Below are 14465 nucleotides of genomic sequence, written 5' to 3'. Positions count from 1 at the left end.
CCATCATAAAAAGAAGTATCCAGTGTCTGATCTTTTTAAGCGGAATGATTGCCATGAGTATTACGCCATTCAAGCTAGGCCGTATCAGTATGATTGACGACCCGGATGCCGGGCAAGCACTGCTGGAGGGGTGGCTGAAAGTAATCGTTCCACAGTATCTAGCATCGCCTGAATACGAAAAACTGTCGAAGGCGAACAAAAAAGCGACAGGTGAATGGTTTGAATTGTTTATGGAATTGTCTCTCCATTATATAGGGGAAGACCTGAAAGACCTTGATGAACAGGATGCCAGAGAAATCATGCTGGATCTGTTTCCACGCAAGTTAATTTGTTCTGATACTCAGGCAAAAACTATCGTTCCTGATATTCTGGCCTGCTGGCAATTCCTCGATCGCGAGCTTAATAGTGGCAAGAGGCGAAAGCTCAAGTATGCAGAGGAGGTTATTCAATTCCTGCAAAGTATAAAAAGCCAGTACCTTAAGATTTATAAAAGAGAAGATGAGCAAGTTCATCCCGTTGGACCATTATACGGCCTTGACCCTGAAACATTGCTTGATAATCGTCTGTCGCCCAAAAATGACGACGGGTATGACTGGGTCATACAGCTGATAGAGGAGACGGCCCGGAGTTTGAATTCGCTCCGTCACCACTCGGGTCCTCCTGAGAACTGGTTGATACTCACCAACCCTTTCCATTTTGCCCAGTTCCTTCACCATATCTGTATTTATGGCTTCGATGAAAGTCAGCCTGATGCTGTTAATGCAGTGGGCGAATTACTTCACTTTTCCTGCAATAATCTGTTTATGCTCGTTCGACAGGGGGATACAGGCGCAAAAAGTTTATGGCAGGAGACAGAAGAAAATATTCAGGGAGCTTATGAAAGCGGCGAACTGCAACCTATAGCGGTTAAATTGTTATGTGCAGCCCTGGTGGAATTCAAGCAGTTTATGTCGCAGGATTTTCTGGCTTTCATCCAGAAATGGCATATGGCGCACGCTGGTACGGCTTCACCTGAGGAATCGACCCCACAAGCATTACAACAACACTTTCTTGCAATGATCAATGAAGTACCGGATGAGTTTGTGGCGTTGTCCCTATTAAAAGAGTGTATAGGCTTTATTCCGGCTGAAGCGTTTCAGATGCTGACAGCGTTGTTGATGGAAACAGGTGATAAAGCGGTTGATACGCTCGCACTGATGGTGCTGGATGATAATGAAGACAATGCCACAGCAATAGCAGAAGTGCTTGCTACCCGGCCTGATGTGATGACACCCAAAACCCTGTCCCGTTTGATTCGGATACGTAACTGGCTATCGCCTGCTATTCAAAAGCCAGTGGACCAGCTGATTCGCAACGCCCGGAAAAAAGGCATTACCCCGGGTGCACCTGCACCGATAGCCGATAAGGATATTGTTGAGACCTATGTATCCGGTGTGGATGGAAGTGGAGCTCAGGGCGTTATGCTTCTGGTACGTGATTCGCAGGCATTCAGGCTGATTGCCTTTGTCCTTAAGGAGGCTGTTGGGGTTGTTGATGTTATGGTCAGCCCACCCGGGGAGCGCTTTGATTTAATTCCGTATACGGCACAGGCCAAGGCAAACCTTAGAAATGTTGAAGAGGTTTCTGTTGACCTGATCCGTCAGCAGCTGCCTTTTTTTGTTGCCCTGAATTTAACGAGTAAGGTCGCCATAGACCATGAGTTTGTTCAGGTTATGGAGCTGCTTGGGCTGGAAAGCTGGAATCCGCAGTCTGCAGACCTGAGCACACTTTACGAGAACCTTCTGGAAAACCCGCCTTCCAGTGCAGAGATAGAGGTTGCCCAAAAGCGTTCCGGTAACTGGCCAAAAGGTGCCCTGGGTGATAGCTGGTTTGAGCATCCGGATAAGGTGAACCCTCTCCGCCCCCTCAACAAAAAGAACTTAAACCGGCTGTTTGATGAGGTTTTAGAATCATCAAGGCATCAGTGGGGTGAACGCATGGGCAGGATGGCATTGTGGTGCCAGGCTGCAACGAGCAAGCGTCGGCAAAACCAAAGCAAAGACTTTGCCGTAGTCAGCTGGTTGCTCAGGCATTCAGACCTGGCAGTAAAAGACATCAAGTTCACATCGTCGATCGCTAAAAAATGTATCTGATAGAAAATGCGGCGACATCTCAGGGGTAGTCAAAATAGCTACCCCTTGTTTAATGTCGACAGTTTTTCATCATTGGCTTCAGGCCATAGCACCTGATAGTGGCTTTGAATATTGTCTTTAAAATGATCCGGTATACCCTGCCAGGCCATGACCTGGACAATGATAGGGATAGTGGATTCCCGAAGAGCTTCGATAAAGTCCGCCAGTAGGCTGTAGCTTTCTGTTTTGTTCAGCGTTTGGGGAAAGTGTACGACGAGATCCAGATCACTGGTTTCATGGTTGGTGCCTTTCACCCGGCTGCCATAAGCCCAGATTTCAGTTCCGGCAGGAAAGGTTTTTTCAGCCAGCTGACAGATGGCCAAGCGATCTTTTTTTCTCAGGTCAATCATCTGCGAGCCTTTGTACATGAGCTCTTATGTTGTTTTCCAGCATTTGAGCATCAGTAATAAAGTCGGGAAGCAATGCCCTGGTCTCTTCCGCAAATTTTTTGCCATAGTCATGAGCGGTGTTGTTGCGATTGTCCCGGTAAACAAGCCAGCGCTCTGTTTCTTCCAGGCTCAGTAAACCGTGCTGAGCTGCCTGACGAAAAACCTCCTTAAACACTAACCGGTCTACTGCCTTGGGACTATGGGCAAAATCTTTAAGGCATTTTCTTAATAGTTTGCCTGCTTGCTCCAGAATAATTTCAAACTCTTTCACACAGGCTGAGCGGTACATATCGTATTCGATACTGTCTCTCTCACTGCTATCGAGCATTTGGCAGGCTTTGCCCAGCGTATCAATACAGCGCTGGAAAAAAGTAGTGTCGATAGTCATGAATAGGCCCTTATCATCTTAGCCTGTCAGTATACCTTAATTACTCTAAACTTCCGAGCTACTGTACCCTTTAGGTCTTGGTACTGCTGAATGTTCGTTGGTATCCTCTATGAAAAAAGAGCTTTGTTGGGATGAAACGTTCTCGTAAATGTTGAGTAGAATACAACTTGGTTTGTTTTTTTGTCGGGCTGGACAACCAGGTCACGTTGTTATTATTGACCATCTATAAACCTGATCTATGTTTAATGAAATAGAATTTCGGCTAACTTTGCCAGGTAAAGGAAAATAAAAATCTATTTTTTTGTCATTTTTTCGGATAACTAAAGGAAAACTACTAGGCGTTCATTTTTTTCGGTTAACTAAAGGAAAATTTCGGTTAACTAAAGGAAATATTCACCGCCGTATTAAAAAGGGGCAAAGCCCATTAAAGCCGGATCGTACCCATGTGCATCATATTCTTTTGCATGCCGGATTCACACCAAGACAAACCCTGGCCATTATTATTGTAGTAGGCGGCCTGTTCCATATTCTGGGCATCGCACTTCATTATGCCGAAGCACCGGACTGGGTTCAGCTAGTGGCTTTCCTGGGTGTTTGCGGTATTTATTATAAGGCTGTTATTCATGCCTTTCGTCTTAGCCAGATTATTCAGTTTTTTCGTGGTGAACGAAACCCCATTCGAAAAGGCAAGCTCTTTGCCCGTTATAGCCACAGTAAAGACAAACTGGCCGAACGTGGTATGGCTGATCATCTGACTCATCAGCCGAAAGAAAAGCATATCTATAAAGATCAAACGGTTTGATTTTTATTGTCACAGCGGCCCAAATCAACCATGGCAATACATGTTATGCTGGCTACAATAAACTCCCAACAAAAAATGACGGACACTGCTTGTGAAAATTGAGTCCCTGACCATTAAAAATTATCGGGTATTTCAACATGTGCAGCTTAAACATATGCCGGGGCTGTGTGTGTTTGTAGGTGCTAATGGCAGTGGTAAGAGTACGCTATTTGATTTCTTTGGTTTTCTCAAGGATGCACTCACCGGCAATGTTCGCCAGGCACTACAAAAACGCGGGGGCTTTAAGGAAGTCGTCACCCGTGGCCATACGGATCAACCCATTAAATTTTCCCTGCAGTTCCGCATGGAGATCAGCGGTGTTGAACGGCTGGTGACCTACCTTCTGGAAATTTGCCTGAAAAATAATCGCCCGGTCATCACCCGGGAAGTCCTCCGCTATAAACGTGGCAGTTATGGCTCACCTTACCATTTTCTTGATTTCAGAAACGGTTCAGGCTACGCCATTCTGAATGAGGAGGATTTCAATAAAAAAGATTCTGAACTAGACCGGGAAGAACAAACGCTTGATAGCCCGGATATTCTGGCCGTTAAAGGGCTTGGCCAGTTTCAGCGCTTTAAGGCCGCCAATGGTTTCCGGCAATTAATCGAGAATTGGCATGTCTCTGACTTTCATATCAATGAAGCCCGTCCCTCCATGGATGCCGGCTATGCAGAGCACCTTTCCTCACGAGGCGATAACACTGCACTGGTCGCCCAGTACTTATATGAACAACACCCGGATATTTTTGCCCAAGTACTGGAAAAAATGAAACAGCGAGTACCAGGGGTCAAAGATGTTAAAGCCGTAGAAACCGATGATGGCCGGATTGTCCTGAAATTTCAGGATGGCAGCTTTAAAGACCCCTTTATCGCACGCTATGTTTCCGATGGCACCATCAAAATGTTCGCCTACCTGCTGCTGCTGCATGACCCATCGCCACACCCGCTATTGTGTGTCGAAGAACCTGAAAATCAGCTCTACCCCAGCCTGATGCCAGAGCTGGCCGAAGAATTCCGGGGCTACGCTGAGAGCGGCGGGCAAGTCATGGTTTCCAGCCATTCACCCGATATGCTCAACAGTATTCACCTGGATGAAATTTTCTGGCTCAGAAAAAAAGACGGTGTCACAACCATAGAGCGGGCAGCAGACAATACCTTACTGGCAAGCCTGATCAAAGGGGGTGATCTCCCTGGAGCCCTCTGGAAACAGGGACTGTTTGAGGGAGTCGACCCCCGATGACACAACTGGTGTTCTTACTCGAAGAGTCCTCTGCAAAAATTGTATTGGGAAGAAATCAAGAAGCTGGTATCAGGCTATCGGAAAATGGCTGGAACCCGCTCAATAGCGCCTCATCTTTCTCTTGAGCGTAATACATCAGTCAGTTTTCAACAGTTCATCTCTGGTGTTCATCGTTATATTGAGCAGGTTCAAGAAAGTCTGTAAATCATATGATGGGCTGCTTGCACATCGTTTAATTTTTTGAACCACAAAGCACACAAAGGGCACAAAGTTTTCTTTGCTTTTAAATAAAAAAGCTTTTCTCTGTGATCTTTGTGATCTCTGTGGTTAATAAAAAGGAGTAATAATTAAAGTCACCGTTTTTGGTATTGGCTACGTTGGTCTGGTTCAGGCTGCTGTACTGGCAGAAGTAGGCTATTGGTATTGGGTTTAGATGCACAAGACCCTGGTTTTCTTAAAAACCGTTTAATTATGCGCTATCTTATGTGTACACAGCATAGCAAAACGGGTTGAAATAATAGCGATGGAAATGTTTGGCATAAGAGACCTTCGTGAGCGCAGCGGTGATTTCAGCCGCACCGCTGAAGCAGGTCAGCTGGCGGTCATCACCAAGCGCGACACACCGCTGATGGTTGGCGTACCTTTCACGCAAGAGCTACTAGAGCAAGGGGTTGCTGTCAATCTCGCTGTGCAACTTTACAAGAATCAGGCCATCACATTGGCAAAAGCAGCACGCATAGCCAACAAACCATTGGCTGAATTTATACAAATCATTGGGTTAATGGGGATTGAGGCCGTTGATTACTCGCCTGATGAATTAGACAGTGATCTGGATATACTGGGCTAACTCACAGGAGACACCCCGTGCCCCAGAAGCAAAAAACCTTAAAACCACTGGTTATTCGGATAGCAGCCCTTTGATCGCGCTGGGTATTCTTGATGTGTTTGCGGTGTTACCCACCCTTGCAAAAGCGGTCTGGATACCTGAAACAGTGAGAAAAGAATGCCTGATAAAAACCAATGCACCCGGCAGCCATGCTATTGCTGCCGCAATAGATGAAGGGCTTATTCAGGTTAAGCCAGACCAACCCAGTGATGATGTTATTCAGCGGCTCAACCTTTGCCTTGACCCTGGGGAGTCTCAAGCGATCTATCTGGCAAAAAAAATGAATGCCTGGCTCTTGATTGACGAAAAACTGGGTCGGGCCACAGCACGACAAATGAATATCGCTATTACCGGCAGTCTGGCCCTACTAATTCAGGCAAAACAAACAGGGTTGCTCACTGAGCTTAAACCGGCATTTTAACAGTTACAGTCCCATGGTTATCGCTACTCCAAAGCGCTGATAGACCAGACATTAGCGCTAGCTGGGGAATAACCCCGGCATTTCTTCATCATTTCTTAGTTCCTTATAGATCAAACCGTTTAATTTTTTGAACCACAAAGCACACAAAGAGCACAAAGTTTTCTTTCTTTTAAATAAAAAAGCTTTTCTCTGTGATCTTTGTGATCTCTGTGGTTAATAAAAAGGAGTAATAATGAAAGTCACTGTTTTTGGTATTGGCTAGGTAGGTCTGGTTCAGGCTGCGGTACTGGCCGAAGTGGGCCATGATGTTGTTTGTGTCGATATCGACCAAAGCAAAGTGGATAACCTGAAAAAAGGCATCATCCCCATCTATGAGCCGGGTCTGGAACCTCTGGTTAAGGAAAATTATGAAGCTGGTCGTCTGCATTTCACCACCAACGCTCAGGAAGGTGTTGAGCATGGCAAAATCCAGTTTATCGCCGTAGGTACACCACCGGATGAAGATGGTTCTGCGGATCTCCAATATGTATTGGCTGTAGCAGAGACCATCGCTACCCATATGAACGACCACAAGATCATCGTGGACAAGTCCACAGTCCCCGTCGGTACAGGCGATAAAGTAAAAGCCAAAGTGGCTGAAGTACTGGCTTCCCGTGGTGTAGATCATCCCTTCCATATCTGTTCTAACCCTGAATTCCTGAAGGAAGGTGCAGCCGTTAATGACTGCATGAAACCTGATCGTATTGTTGTTGGAACCGACAGCGACGATGTGATTGATACCATGCGTGAACTCTATGCACCCTTTAACCGTAACCATGATCGTATGATCTTTATGGACGTTAAAAGTGCAGAGCTGACCAAGTATGCGGCTAACTGCATGCTGGCCACTAAAATCAGTTTCATGAACGAAATGGCTGGCCTGGCCGAAAAACTGGGTGCTGATATTGAAATGGTGCGCCAGGGTATTGGCTCTGACCCCCGTATTGGTTACCACTTTATCTACCCAGGCTGTGGTTATGGTGGCTCATGCTTTCCGAAAGATGTTCAGGCATTGAAGCGCACTGCGGAAGAAATTGATTTTGAACCGCTGATGTTACGTGCGGTTGAAAATCGTAATGCTAAACAAAAAGAAGTGCTGTTTAACAAAATCAGTGGTCACTATAAAGGCGACTTGGCTGGCAAAACATTTGCCATCTGGGGACTTTCCTTCAAACCTAACACCGATGATATGCGTGATGCCCCAAGCCGTGTATTGATGGAAGCGCTTTGGGAACGTGGTGCAAAAGTTCAGGCTTACGATCCGGAAGCCATGGAAGAAGCACAGCGTATTTATGGCGTTCGTGATGACCTTCAGCTTTGTGGTACTCGCCAGGCCGCGCTAAAGGGTGCAGATGCACTGGTGATTTGTACTGAGTGGAAGCAGTTTTGGGCTCCTGATTTTGAGCTGATGGCTGAATTATTGAATGAGGCTGTGCTGTTTGATGGTAGAAATCTTTTTGATCCGGCAATGATGAAGCGGAAAGGGTTTGTTTATTCTGCGATTGGGCGGTGATTTTTTTGCCACGGAGACACAGAGGCACGGAGTTTTTTCGTGTCGCTCTGTAGAATATGGGGTGGGGTTCAAGTACCAAGACCTGCCCCGTTTCCACAAGAACTGACCCTGGTTTTACTGGTTTTATGTGATGGGGTTAGTGGTCAAGAATAAAGACATGACCCCGGCCTTCTTTTCGGTTTTTTTGACAGTTAATCAACCTATAGTTAGGCTGGCGTTAGTCAAACGTATTTTCGCGTATAAAACAGAACACAGGCAAAAGTTGGGGCCAATAATGACAGAACAGCAAGATGTTCGTTGGGTGCAGCGATTTGAAAATTTCAGAAAAGCCCTTGCCAGCCTGAAAAGTGCCGTTGAACTTGCACAGCAGCGAACATTGACTGATCTTGAGCGGCAGGGCGTGATTCAGGGGTTTGAATTTACCCATGAACTCGCCTGGAATACCCTGAAAGATTTTCTGACCTATCAAGGCATCAACCAGATCATTGGCTCACGGGACGCGACCCGTGCCGCTTTTAAAACTGAGTTGATAACTGAGGGTGATACCTGGATGGATATGATCAAAAGCCGTAACCTGACCTCCCACACTTACCGTGAGGAAGTTGCCAGGGAAATTGGCCAGAAAATACTCTCTCAGTATTACCCAGCTTATGTGGCATTGGAAAAAACGCTAACAAAACGCCTGGCTAACGGTGAGGAGTAATGCATGACGATGGAAAGTCAACCAAACCAGCCGTGGGGACTGAAACCCGATGACATCGAAAAAATACGCAATGTTTTCAGGCAGTTCCCTGTTATTTCCCAAGTGATTCTCTATGGTTCCCGCGCTATGGGTAACTATCGCCATGGCTCAGACATAGATCTGACACTGGTCGGCGTTGACCAGCAGCCCCTGGGCTTAACCACCGTTAATTGTATTGATGAAGCATTGGATGAGCTGATGCTGCCCTACACGATTGATTTATCAGATAGGGCGTCCCTTGAAAACCCGGCATTAATTGACCATGTTCGGCGTGTGGGTGTTACTTTTTATCGTTGTTGATTTTTTGAACCACAGCACACACAAAGGGCACAAGGATTTTTGGGTAGTGTCCTGTAGAATGTGGGTTAAAGGCGGGGCGGTGTAAAGAATCAAGACCTGACCCCGGTTTTTGGGCTCCTGATTTTGAGCTGATGGCTGAATTATTGAATGAGGCTGTGCTGTTTGATGGTAGAAATCTTTTTGATCCGGCAATGATGAAGCGGAAAGGGTTTGTTTATTCTGCTATTGGGCGGTGATTTTTTTGCCACGGAGACACAGAGGCACTGAGTTTTTTCGTGTCGCTCTGTAGAATGTGGGGTGGGGTTCAAGTACCAAGACCTGACCCGTTTTCACCTCGTTTTCTGACTTTGTTGACACCTATTTCCCCTTGAAGCTAAGCTCTTGACTTGGGTTAACAGGAATTTTTATAAGGGTTAGGTCGTGGAAAAAAATGATGCGAAAGTGCACCAACTGCTAGAAGAAGAAATCAGTAAAATTCCAGGGGAGTACCTCCCAGCATTACTTACTATAGTGCATACTTTCCGAGAAAGCGTGTCACTAGGTAGTGCTGAAGACTCCTTTAAAAAAGGATGGGAAGAAGCGCTTGAAGGCCACTATAAGCCGGTAGAAGACCTGTGGAAAGGGCTAGACCATTGAATAACCTGTTTTTTACTCCGGAATTTAAACGATCACTGGCCAGGCTATCAAAAAAATACCGCAGTTTACGTGCAGATATTCAGCCCTTACTGGACGAGCTGGTTGATGGAAAAACGCCGGGTGACCGCCTGCAAATATCGGGTGCAATTCTATACAAAGTGCGATTAAAAAACAGTGATGCTAACCGGGGCAAAAGAGGTGGCTATCGTGTTATCTATTATCTAAAAACCAGGCAAGAAACTATACTCATCACCCTCTACAGCAAGACTGAGCAGGCTGATATTTCTACTGGTGAAATACAGTCTATTGTAGATAAAGTTCTATCTTGAGCTGATTGCATTAGCTCCGTTTTTTCATTTTCAGCGCTTTCGAACGATTCTACTGATGGTTGTATAGTGTAGGCCAACATAATCAGCAATCTCAGTAAGGCTATAACAGCCGGATTGATAGGCAGAAACAATAGCCTCATCACGCTGACTGGTTTCTTTCAGAAAATAGCTGAGTGGTGGTGCCGTTTTTCGCCTCTGTTTATGGGGCACTTCAGAAAGAGCACTCTTGCCTTTGGGTTTATAGGCCAACTGATCATTAATGAAATTATCGTCGCCCAAATAGATCTGCTGTTTAAGATGTTCCCAAATATTAACGCCAACCCCCTCGGCAACAAACCGGGTAAATTTGACAATGGCTTCATCACGGTCGCTACCAAAATAGCGAAGCGTGGCATCTGTTGCCAGCCATTGTGGTGAATCTAACAGCCCAGAGGTATAGCAGTAACTACTCCACGGCCATCCATCAGGCGACTTGACCATTTTGGCTCTAACCGGGTTTAACACTACATACCGGCTCAACTCCATAAGGTAAGCCTCTTTATCCACAAGAATGGCCTTATAGCGACCCTGAAAAAGATGACCGACCCTGCCGTACTTCCGGTTAAACCTGACTGTGTACACGCCATTAAGCTGTCGCATCCCCTGGGAAAGATTCGCATCCGGTGTTTCTACTACCAGATGGTAATGGTTAGTCATCAGGCAGAATGAGTGAATGACCCAGTTAAACTGTTCACACACGTCTGCAAGAGTATCGAGAAACAAACAGAAATCTGCATCTTCACGGTAAATAGCCTTGCGCTCATTACCACGGGATGTGACATGATATAACGCACCAGCGTACTGAATTCGTAGGGGTCTGCTCATTTTTAAACACTTCATTTTTATTGATGGAGTTGAAAAGGTAGACCATAAAATTAACAATGCACAATGAAAGACCTGACCCTGATTTTTAAGGGGATATAGACTAACATTTCACTGGATTTTTGTGGGTGAAAGTCTCAAATTGACCGAGCTTCTTCAGCTTGCCAACCGGGGAAAGTAGTAGGCAGCTATTTTTTCAATGCTTAAACAGAAGGCAGCCAATCACAGGTATGATGTTGATAGCACACAACACCTTGCCAGTGAGAGGCCGCCCCATGGAAGTATGTCAGCTACGGACTGAAGCCGCCACCATTTCTTGTGATGCGATTCAACGGTTAGGCCACCAATTGCAGGCTCTGCGAGAGTCTGGCAATCCTATCAGGCACTTTGAAGAGTTTGAGCAGACCGTTAATGCTCTCTTTAATCAAGCTCAGCAAGATTTTTTAGCAGAGGCGCTGGCTGAGCTTGATATTGATACCCCAGCTATTGAGGTCAGCGGGATCACTTATAAGCAGGTGTTGCGCAGTTATAAAACCTACCAGACAGCGGTTGGTTCAGTCCGGGTTATGCGAACACTTTACCGTAACGGCAAAGAGCCGTGTATCGTGCCCATGGAGTTGAAAGCCGGGATCGTGGAAGGCTTCTGGACGCCTCGGGCTGCAAAGCAAGCTGCCTGGGTTGTTGCTCAAATGTCTCCCGGTGAAGCAAAAAGCCTCCTTGATCTCATGGGAGGTATGTCTCCCTCAGAAAGCAGTCTTGCTCGTTTCCCCAGGCAATTTAATACTCAGTGGGAACAGCACCGTGAGCCTTTTGAAGAGATGCTTATTGAGAAACTTAACGTGCCCACCAATGCGGTCACAGTAGCCGCCTCCCTGGATGGCGTTATGCTGCCCATGAAAGATGGCAAACGAGTAGAAAAGCGAGCCAGGAGCGCTTCTGAAGGCAAACGGACTCAAGGGCCAACAGGTTGCAAGGAGGCCAGTTGCGGAACTTTGTCGTTTTACGATCAACAGGGGGAGCGTTTATCAACAGTCCGCATAGGACGAATGCCAGAAACTAAAAAACTCACACTCAAGCAGTCTTTGTCAGCACTATTGCAAGAAGCGTTGCGACAAAAGCCACAGCTGTCACTGGTCAAAGTCGCTGATGGCGCCAAGGACAACTGGTCATACCTTTCCCAGGAACTACCAGCGGGTGTTGAGGTTATTGATTACTACCACGCAGCCGATCACCTGAAGAAAGCATTTGACCAGGCTTATGGAGAAAACAGCATCAAGTCCAAAGAAAAGTTTGTCACTTACCGACACGTCCTAAAAGAGGAACTCGATGGGGTTGAGCGCATTATTAAAGCCCTGGCTTATCAGCATAAAAAGCATCCGCGCCGCTCAAAATTAAAGACCGAGCTGGAGTATTTCAGAAAAAATCGCCAGCGTATGCGCTATGCTGAACACTTGTCGAATAACCTTCCGATCGGCTCTGGTGTGGTAGAGGCAGCCTGTAAAACCTTGGTTACCCAGCGGATGAAGTGCTCAGGTATGCGCTGGCGAAATCCGGGTGGTCAGGGCGTATTGACGCTTCGGTCATTAGTTCAGAGCCACTGGTTTGAAAATGGCTGGAAGTTATTTGCTGCAACTTATTGCGGGAAAGTCACCAAGGCTGCTACAAGCAATGTCATACCATTCCCAGAGAAAGGTGGCAGTGTTTAGTTGTGGTCAATATGAGACTTTCACCCATTTTTGTTAATGACAACCAAAGTATCTGCTTTAATCCTTTCTTACAATGAAGAAAAACACATTGAGAGATGTATAACTTCTTTAAAGAGTATTGGGGTTAACGTATTCGTTGTAGATTCATACTCAACAGACGAAACTGTAAAAATCGCAAAATCACTGGGCGCACAAGTCTACCAAAACAAATGGATAAACTACTCAGAGCAATACAACTGGGGTCTTGATAACTGCCCAATCGATACCGAGTGGGTAATGAGAATGGATGCTGATGAATATGTCACAGAAGAACTTGCAAATGAAATAAAATTAAAAATCGCCTCATTGCCTGAAAACACAAACGGTGTGTATGTAAAGCGGCGCGTCCATTTTATGGATAAGTGGATAAAAAATGGCGCATATTATCCCACATGGCTTCTGCGCTTATGGCGTCATAAAAAAGGTTTTTGTGAAAAACGCTGGATGGATGAGCATATCAAACTAACGGAAGGAACATCCGTTAACTTTGATCATGACATTGTGGACGACAACTTAAATAATTTAACTTGGTGGACTACCAAGCATAACAATTATGCGACCAGAGAAGTGGTTGATATATTGAATATCATTTTTAACTTTTTAGATTATGATGAGGTTGATGCAAAGCTTTTTGGAAGCCAAGAAGAGAGGAAGCGCTGGTTAAAAGTAAAATATGCGAATATGCCTTTATTTATTAGACCATTCCTATACTTTATATATAGATATTTTGTTCGGCTGGGCTTTCTAGACGGAAAAAAAGGGATGATATGGCATTTCCTTCAGGGCTTTTGGTATCGGTTCCTTGTCGATGCCAAAATTTATGACATTTACCGTAAAGCAGGTAAAAACAAAGAAGCCATTAAAGCTTGTCTTAAAGATGATTATGGTATTGACATATGAATGCTGTAAATCTTTCAAGTTATAACAACAGCTGGTATCAGCCTGCTGGGAAATTAAAAATACTTTTATGGATCATTACTTCCTTTGCTTTTTTTGAACATTCTCTTCCTATTCCTAATCGTATAAAAGTAAGTTTGTTAAGACTTTTCGGCGCAAATATTGGCAAAGGAGTAGTTATAAAGCCAGGTTGCAAGGTCAAATACCCCTGGTTTTTAACTATTAGTAATTTTGTTTGGCTTGGTGAGCAATGCTGGATTGATAACCTTGCGCAAGTCACTATTGAGGATCACTGCTGTATCTCTCAGGGAGCTTATCTTCTAACCGGCAACCATGATTTTAGTAAATCTACGTTTGACCTAATTATCAAGCCTATTCACATTAAACAAGGTAGCTGGGTTGGAGCTAAAGCCACAGTCTGTCCTGGTGTTACCTTAAATGAACACAGTATTCTTTCTGTAGGCTCTGTTGCCACCAAAGACCTTGAAGCCTCCGGTATCTATCAGGGCAACCCTGCCATCCTCAAACGCCAAAGAACCATTTCTTGTTGAACCACAAAGGCACAAAGACACAAAGTTTTTTATAAACAAATCCTGTTTACAGGGTTTAAAAAAAGAAACCTTTGTGCCTTCGTGTCTTTGTGGTTAAAAAAACCATGAAAAATCCCAAAATATCCATAGTCACTGCCGTCTACAACAACATAAACACCATCGCCAGCTCCATCGACTCAACCCTAAGCCAAACCTATAAAAACATAGAGCTGGTAGTGATCGATGGCGGCTCCACCGATGGTACCCTTGAATTACTCAAAGGATACGGCAAAAAAATCCATACCCTTATCAGTGAACCCGACAAGGGCATTTACGATGCCCTGAACAAAGGTGTAAAACACGCCACCGGCGACATAGTCGGGTTTATGCACTCCGATGATCTATTTCAGGATAAAAACAGCCTGAAACGAGTAGCTAAAGCCTTCCAGAAAAACAAGGTCGATTCCGTTTACGGCGACCTTGTTTATGTCAACAAGGAAGACACCAGCCTGAAGTGGTTATAGTTTTCCGGACACA

At 45.3% G+C, this 14465-nt stretch carries 18 protein-coding genes; 15 read left to right on the top strand and 3 right to left on the bottom strand.

What is annotated here, in order from left to right:
- The first annotated feature begins 44 nt into the window (after window positions 1-44).
- Window positions 45-2132, top strand: a complete 2088-nt coding sequence (locus MJ595_RS20150) for a hypothetical protein (RefSeq protein WP_263079889.1) — start codon at window positions 45-47, stop codon at window positions 2130-2132.
- A gap of 38 nt (window positions 2133-2170) precedes the next feature.
- Here MJ595_RS20150 and MJ595_RS20145 read toward each other — a convergent pair whose 3' ends face one another.
- Both MJ595_RS20145 and MJ595_RS20140 read right to left on the bottom strand, forming a co-directional pair.
- A complete protein-coding gene (locus MJ595_RS20145) occupies window positions 2171-2539 on the bottom strand; it encodes a nucleotidyltransferase domain-containing protein (RefSeq protein ID WP_263079888.1) in 369 nt (122 codons plus the stop codon).
- On the bottom strand, window positions 2514-2948 hold the full coding sequence (locus tag MJ595_RS20140) for a nucleotidyltransferase substrate binding protein (RefSeq protein ID WP_263079887.1): 435 nt from the start codon (window positions 2946-2948) through the stop codon (window positions 2514-2516). The genes MJ595_RS20145 and MJ595_RS20140 overlap by 26 nt, the downstream gene beginning before the upstream one ends.
- Before the next feature lie 301 nt (window positions 2949-3249).
- Between MJ595_RS20140 and MJ595_RS20135 the strand changes: the two genes are divergently transcribed.
- From MJ595_RS20135 to MJ595_RS20090, 10 genes are all read left to right on the top strand, one after another.
- Window positions 3250-3750 carry a hypothetical protein gene (locus MJ595_RS20135; protein WP_263079886.1) on the top strand — a complete coding sequence of 167 codons (501 nt, stop codon included), beginning with the start codon at window positions 3250-3252 and terminating at the stop codon, window positions 3748-3750.
- Window positions 3751-3841: 91 nt separating this feature from the next.
- Window positions 3842-5029, top strand: a complete 1188-nt coding sequence (locus MJ595_RS20130) for an AAA family ATPase (protein ID WP_263079884.1) — start codon at window positions 3842-3844, stop codon at window positions 5027-5029.
- A gap of 39 nt (window positions 5030-5068) precedes the next feature.
- Window positions 5069-5233, top strand: a complete 165-nt coding sequence (locus MJ595_RS20125; RefSeq protein WP_263079883.1) for a hypothetical protein — start codon at window positions 5069-5071, stop codon at window positions 5231-5233.
- Window positions 5234-5558: 325 nt separating this feature from the next.
- Window positions 5559-5876, top strand: a complete 318-nt coding sequence (locus MJ595_RS20120) for a UPF0175 family protein (RefSeq protein ID WP_263079882.1) — start codon at window positions 5559-5561, stop codon at window positions 5874-5876.
- A 70-nt stretch (window positions 5877-5946) separates the two neighbouring features.
- Complete coding sequence (locus MJ595_RS20115; protein WP_263079881.1) at window positions 5947-6336, top strand: hypothetical protein; 390 nt, start codon at window positions 5947-5949, stop codon at window positions 6334-6336.
- A 268-nt stretch (window positions 6337-6604) separates the two neighbouring features.
- A complete protein-coding gene (locus tag MJ595_RS20110) occupies window positions 6605-7888 on the top strand; it encodes a UDP-glucose/GDP-mannose dehydrogenase family protein (RefSeq protein WP_263322550.1) in 1284 nt (427 codons plus the stop codon).
- A 274-nt stretch (window positions 7889-8162) separates the two neighbouring features.
- Window positions 8163-8591 carry a nucleotidyltransferase substrate binding protein gene (locus tag MJ595_RS20105; RefSeq protein WP_263079879.1) on the top strand — a complete coding sequence of 143 codons (429 nt, stop codon included), beginning with the start codon at window positions 8163-8165 and terminating at the stop codon, window positions 8589-8591.
- A 3-nt stretch (window positions 8592-8594) separates the two neighbouring features.
- Window positions 8595-8930: a nucleotidyltransferase domain-containing protein gene (locus MJ595_RS20100; RefSeq protein WP_263079878.1), complete on the top strand. Its 336-nt coding sequence runs from the start codon at window positions 8595-8597 to the stop codon at window positions 8928-8930.
- A gap of 420 nt (window positions 8931-9350) precedes the next feature.
- Window positions 9351-9566 carry a hypothetical protein gene (locus tag MJ595_RS20095; RefSeq protein ID WP_263079876.1) on the top strand — a complete coding sequence of 72 codons (216 nt, stop codon included), beginning with the start codon at window positions 9351-9353 and terminating at the stop codon, window positions 9564-9566.
- Window positions 9563-9895, top strand: coding sequence for a type II toxin-antitoxin system RelE/ParE family toxin (locus MJ595_RS20090; RefSeq protein ID WP_263079875.1), 333 nt, complete (start codon window positions 9563-9565; stop codon window positions 9893-9895). The genes MJ595_RS20095 and MJ595_RS20090 overlap by 4 nt, the downstream gene beginning before the upstream one ends.
- A gap of 30 nt (window positions 9896-9925) precedes the next feature.
- On the opposite strand, the gene MJ595_RS20085 is transcribed toward MJ595_RS20090, so the two are convergent.
- Window positions 9926-10759 carry a transposase gene (locus MJ595_RS20085; RefSeq protein ID WP_263079874.1) on the bottom strand — a complete coding sequence of 278 codons (834 nt, stop codon included), beginning with the start codon at window positions 10757-10759 and terminating at the stop codon, window positions 9926-9928.
- 227 nt (window positions 10760-10986) lie between these two features.
- Here MJ595_RS20085 and MJ595_RS20080 point away from each other — a divergent pair, with 227 nt between their 5' ends.
- From MJ595_RS20080 to MJ595_RS20065, 4 genes are all read left to right on the top strand, one after another.
- Entirely contained in the window at window positions 10987-12462 is a 1476-nt protein-coding gene (locus MJ595_RS20080; protein WP_263079044.1) for a hypothetical protein, read from the top strand.
- 36 nt (window positions 12463-12498) lie between these two features.
- A complete protein-coding gene (locus tag MJ595_RS20075; RefSeq protein WP_263079873.1) occupies window positions 12499-13401 on the top strand; it encodes a glycosyltransferase family 2 protein in 903 nt (300 codons plus the stop codon).
- Window positions 13398-13949 (top strand): WcaF family extracellular polysaccharide biosynthesis acetyltransferase, encoded by a 552-nt coding sequence (locus MJ595_RS20070; RefSeq protein WP_263079872.1) that lies wholly within the window; start codon window positions 13398-13400, stop codon window positions 13947-13949. The genes MJ595_RS20075 and MJ595_RS20070 overlap by 4 nt, the downstream gene beginning before the upstream one ends.
- Window positions 13950-14038: 89 nt before the next feature.
- On the top strand, window positions 14039-14452 hold the full coding sequence (locus MJ595_RS20065) for a glycosyltransferase (protein ID WP_263079870.1): 414 nt from the start codon (window positions 14039-14041) through the stop codon (window positions 14450-14452).
- Window positions 14453-14465: the final 13 nt, after the last annotated feature.

Origin of the sequence: Endozoicomonas sp. Mp262 (assembly GCF_025643335.1) — a bacterium.
In the GTDB taxonomy this organism is placed as follows: Bacteria; Pseudomonadota; Gammaproteobacteria; order Pseudomonadales; family Endozoicomonadaceae; genus Endonucleibacter.
The sequence above is the reverse complement of the archived record's forward strand: the minus strand, read 5'-3'. Positions and strand labels throughout refer to the sequence as shown.

Bases quoted from the DNA above. Each gene is read 5' to 3' on its own strand.
- MJ595_RS20070 (WP_263079872.1), top strand. From the start codon at position 13,398: ATGAATGCTGTAAATCTTTCAAGTTATAACAACAGCTGGTATCAGCCT.
- MJ595_RS20075 (WP_263079873.1), top strand. From the start codon at position 12,499: ATGACAACCAAAGTATCTGCTTTAATCCTTTCTTACAATGAAGAAAAA.
- MJ595_RS20120 (WP_263079882.1), top strand. From the start codon at position 5,559: ATGTTTGGCATAAGAGACCTTCGTGAGCGCAGCGGTGATTTCAGCCGC.
- MJ595_RS20105 (WP_263079879.1), top strand. From the start codon at position 8,163: ATGACAGAACAGCAAGATGTTCGTTGGGTGCAGCGATTTGAAAATTTC.
- MJ595_RS20085 (WP_263079874.1), bottom strand. From the start codon at position 10,759: ATGAGCAGACCCCTACGAATTCAGTACGCTGGTGCGTTATATCATGTC.
- MJ595_RS20150 (WP_263079889.1), top strand. From the start codon at position 45: ATGATTGCCATGAGTATTACGCCATTCAAGCTAGGCCGTATCAGTATG.
- MJ595_RS20145 (WP_263079888.1), bottom strand. From the start codon at position 2,539: ATGTACAAAGGCTCGCAGATGATTGACCTGAGAAAAAAAGATCGCTTG.
- MJ595_RS20080 (WP_263079044.1), top strand. From the start codon at position 10,987: ATGATGTTGATAGCACACAACACCTTGCCAGTGAGAGGCCGCCCCATG.
- MJ595_RS20140 (WP_263079887.1), bottom strand. From the start codon at position 2,948: ATGACTATCGACACTACTTTTTTCCAGCGCTGTATTGATACGCTGGGC.
- MJ595_RS20100 (WP_263079878.1), top strand. From the start codon at position 8,595: ATGACGATGGAAAGTCAACCAAACCAGCCGTGGGGACTGAAACCCGAT.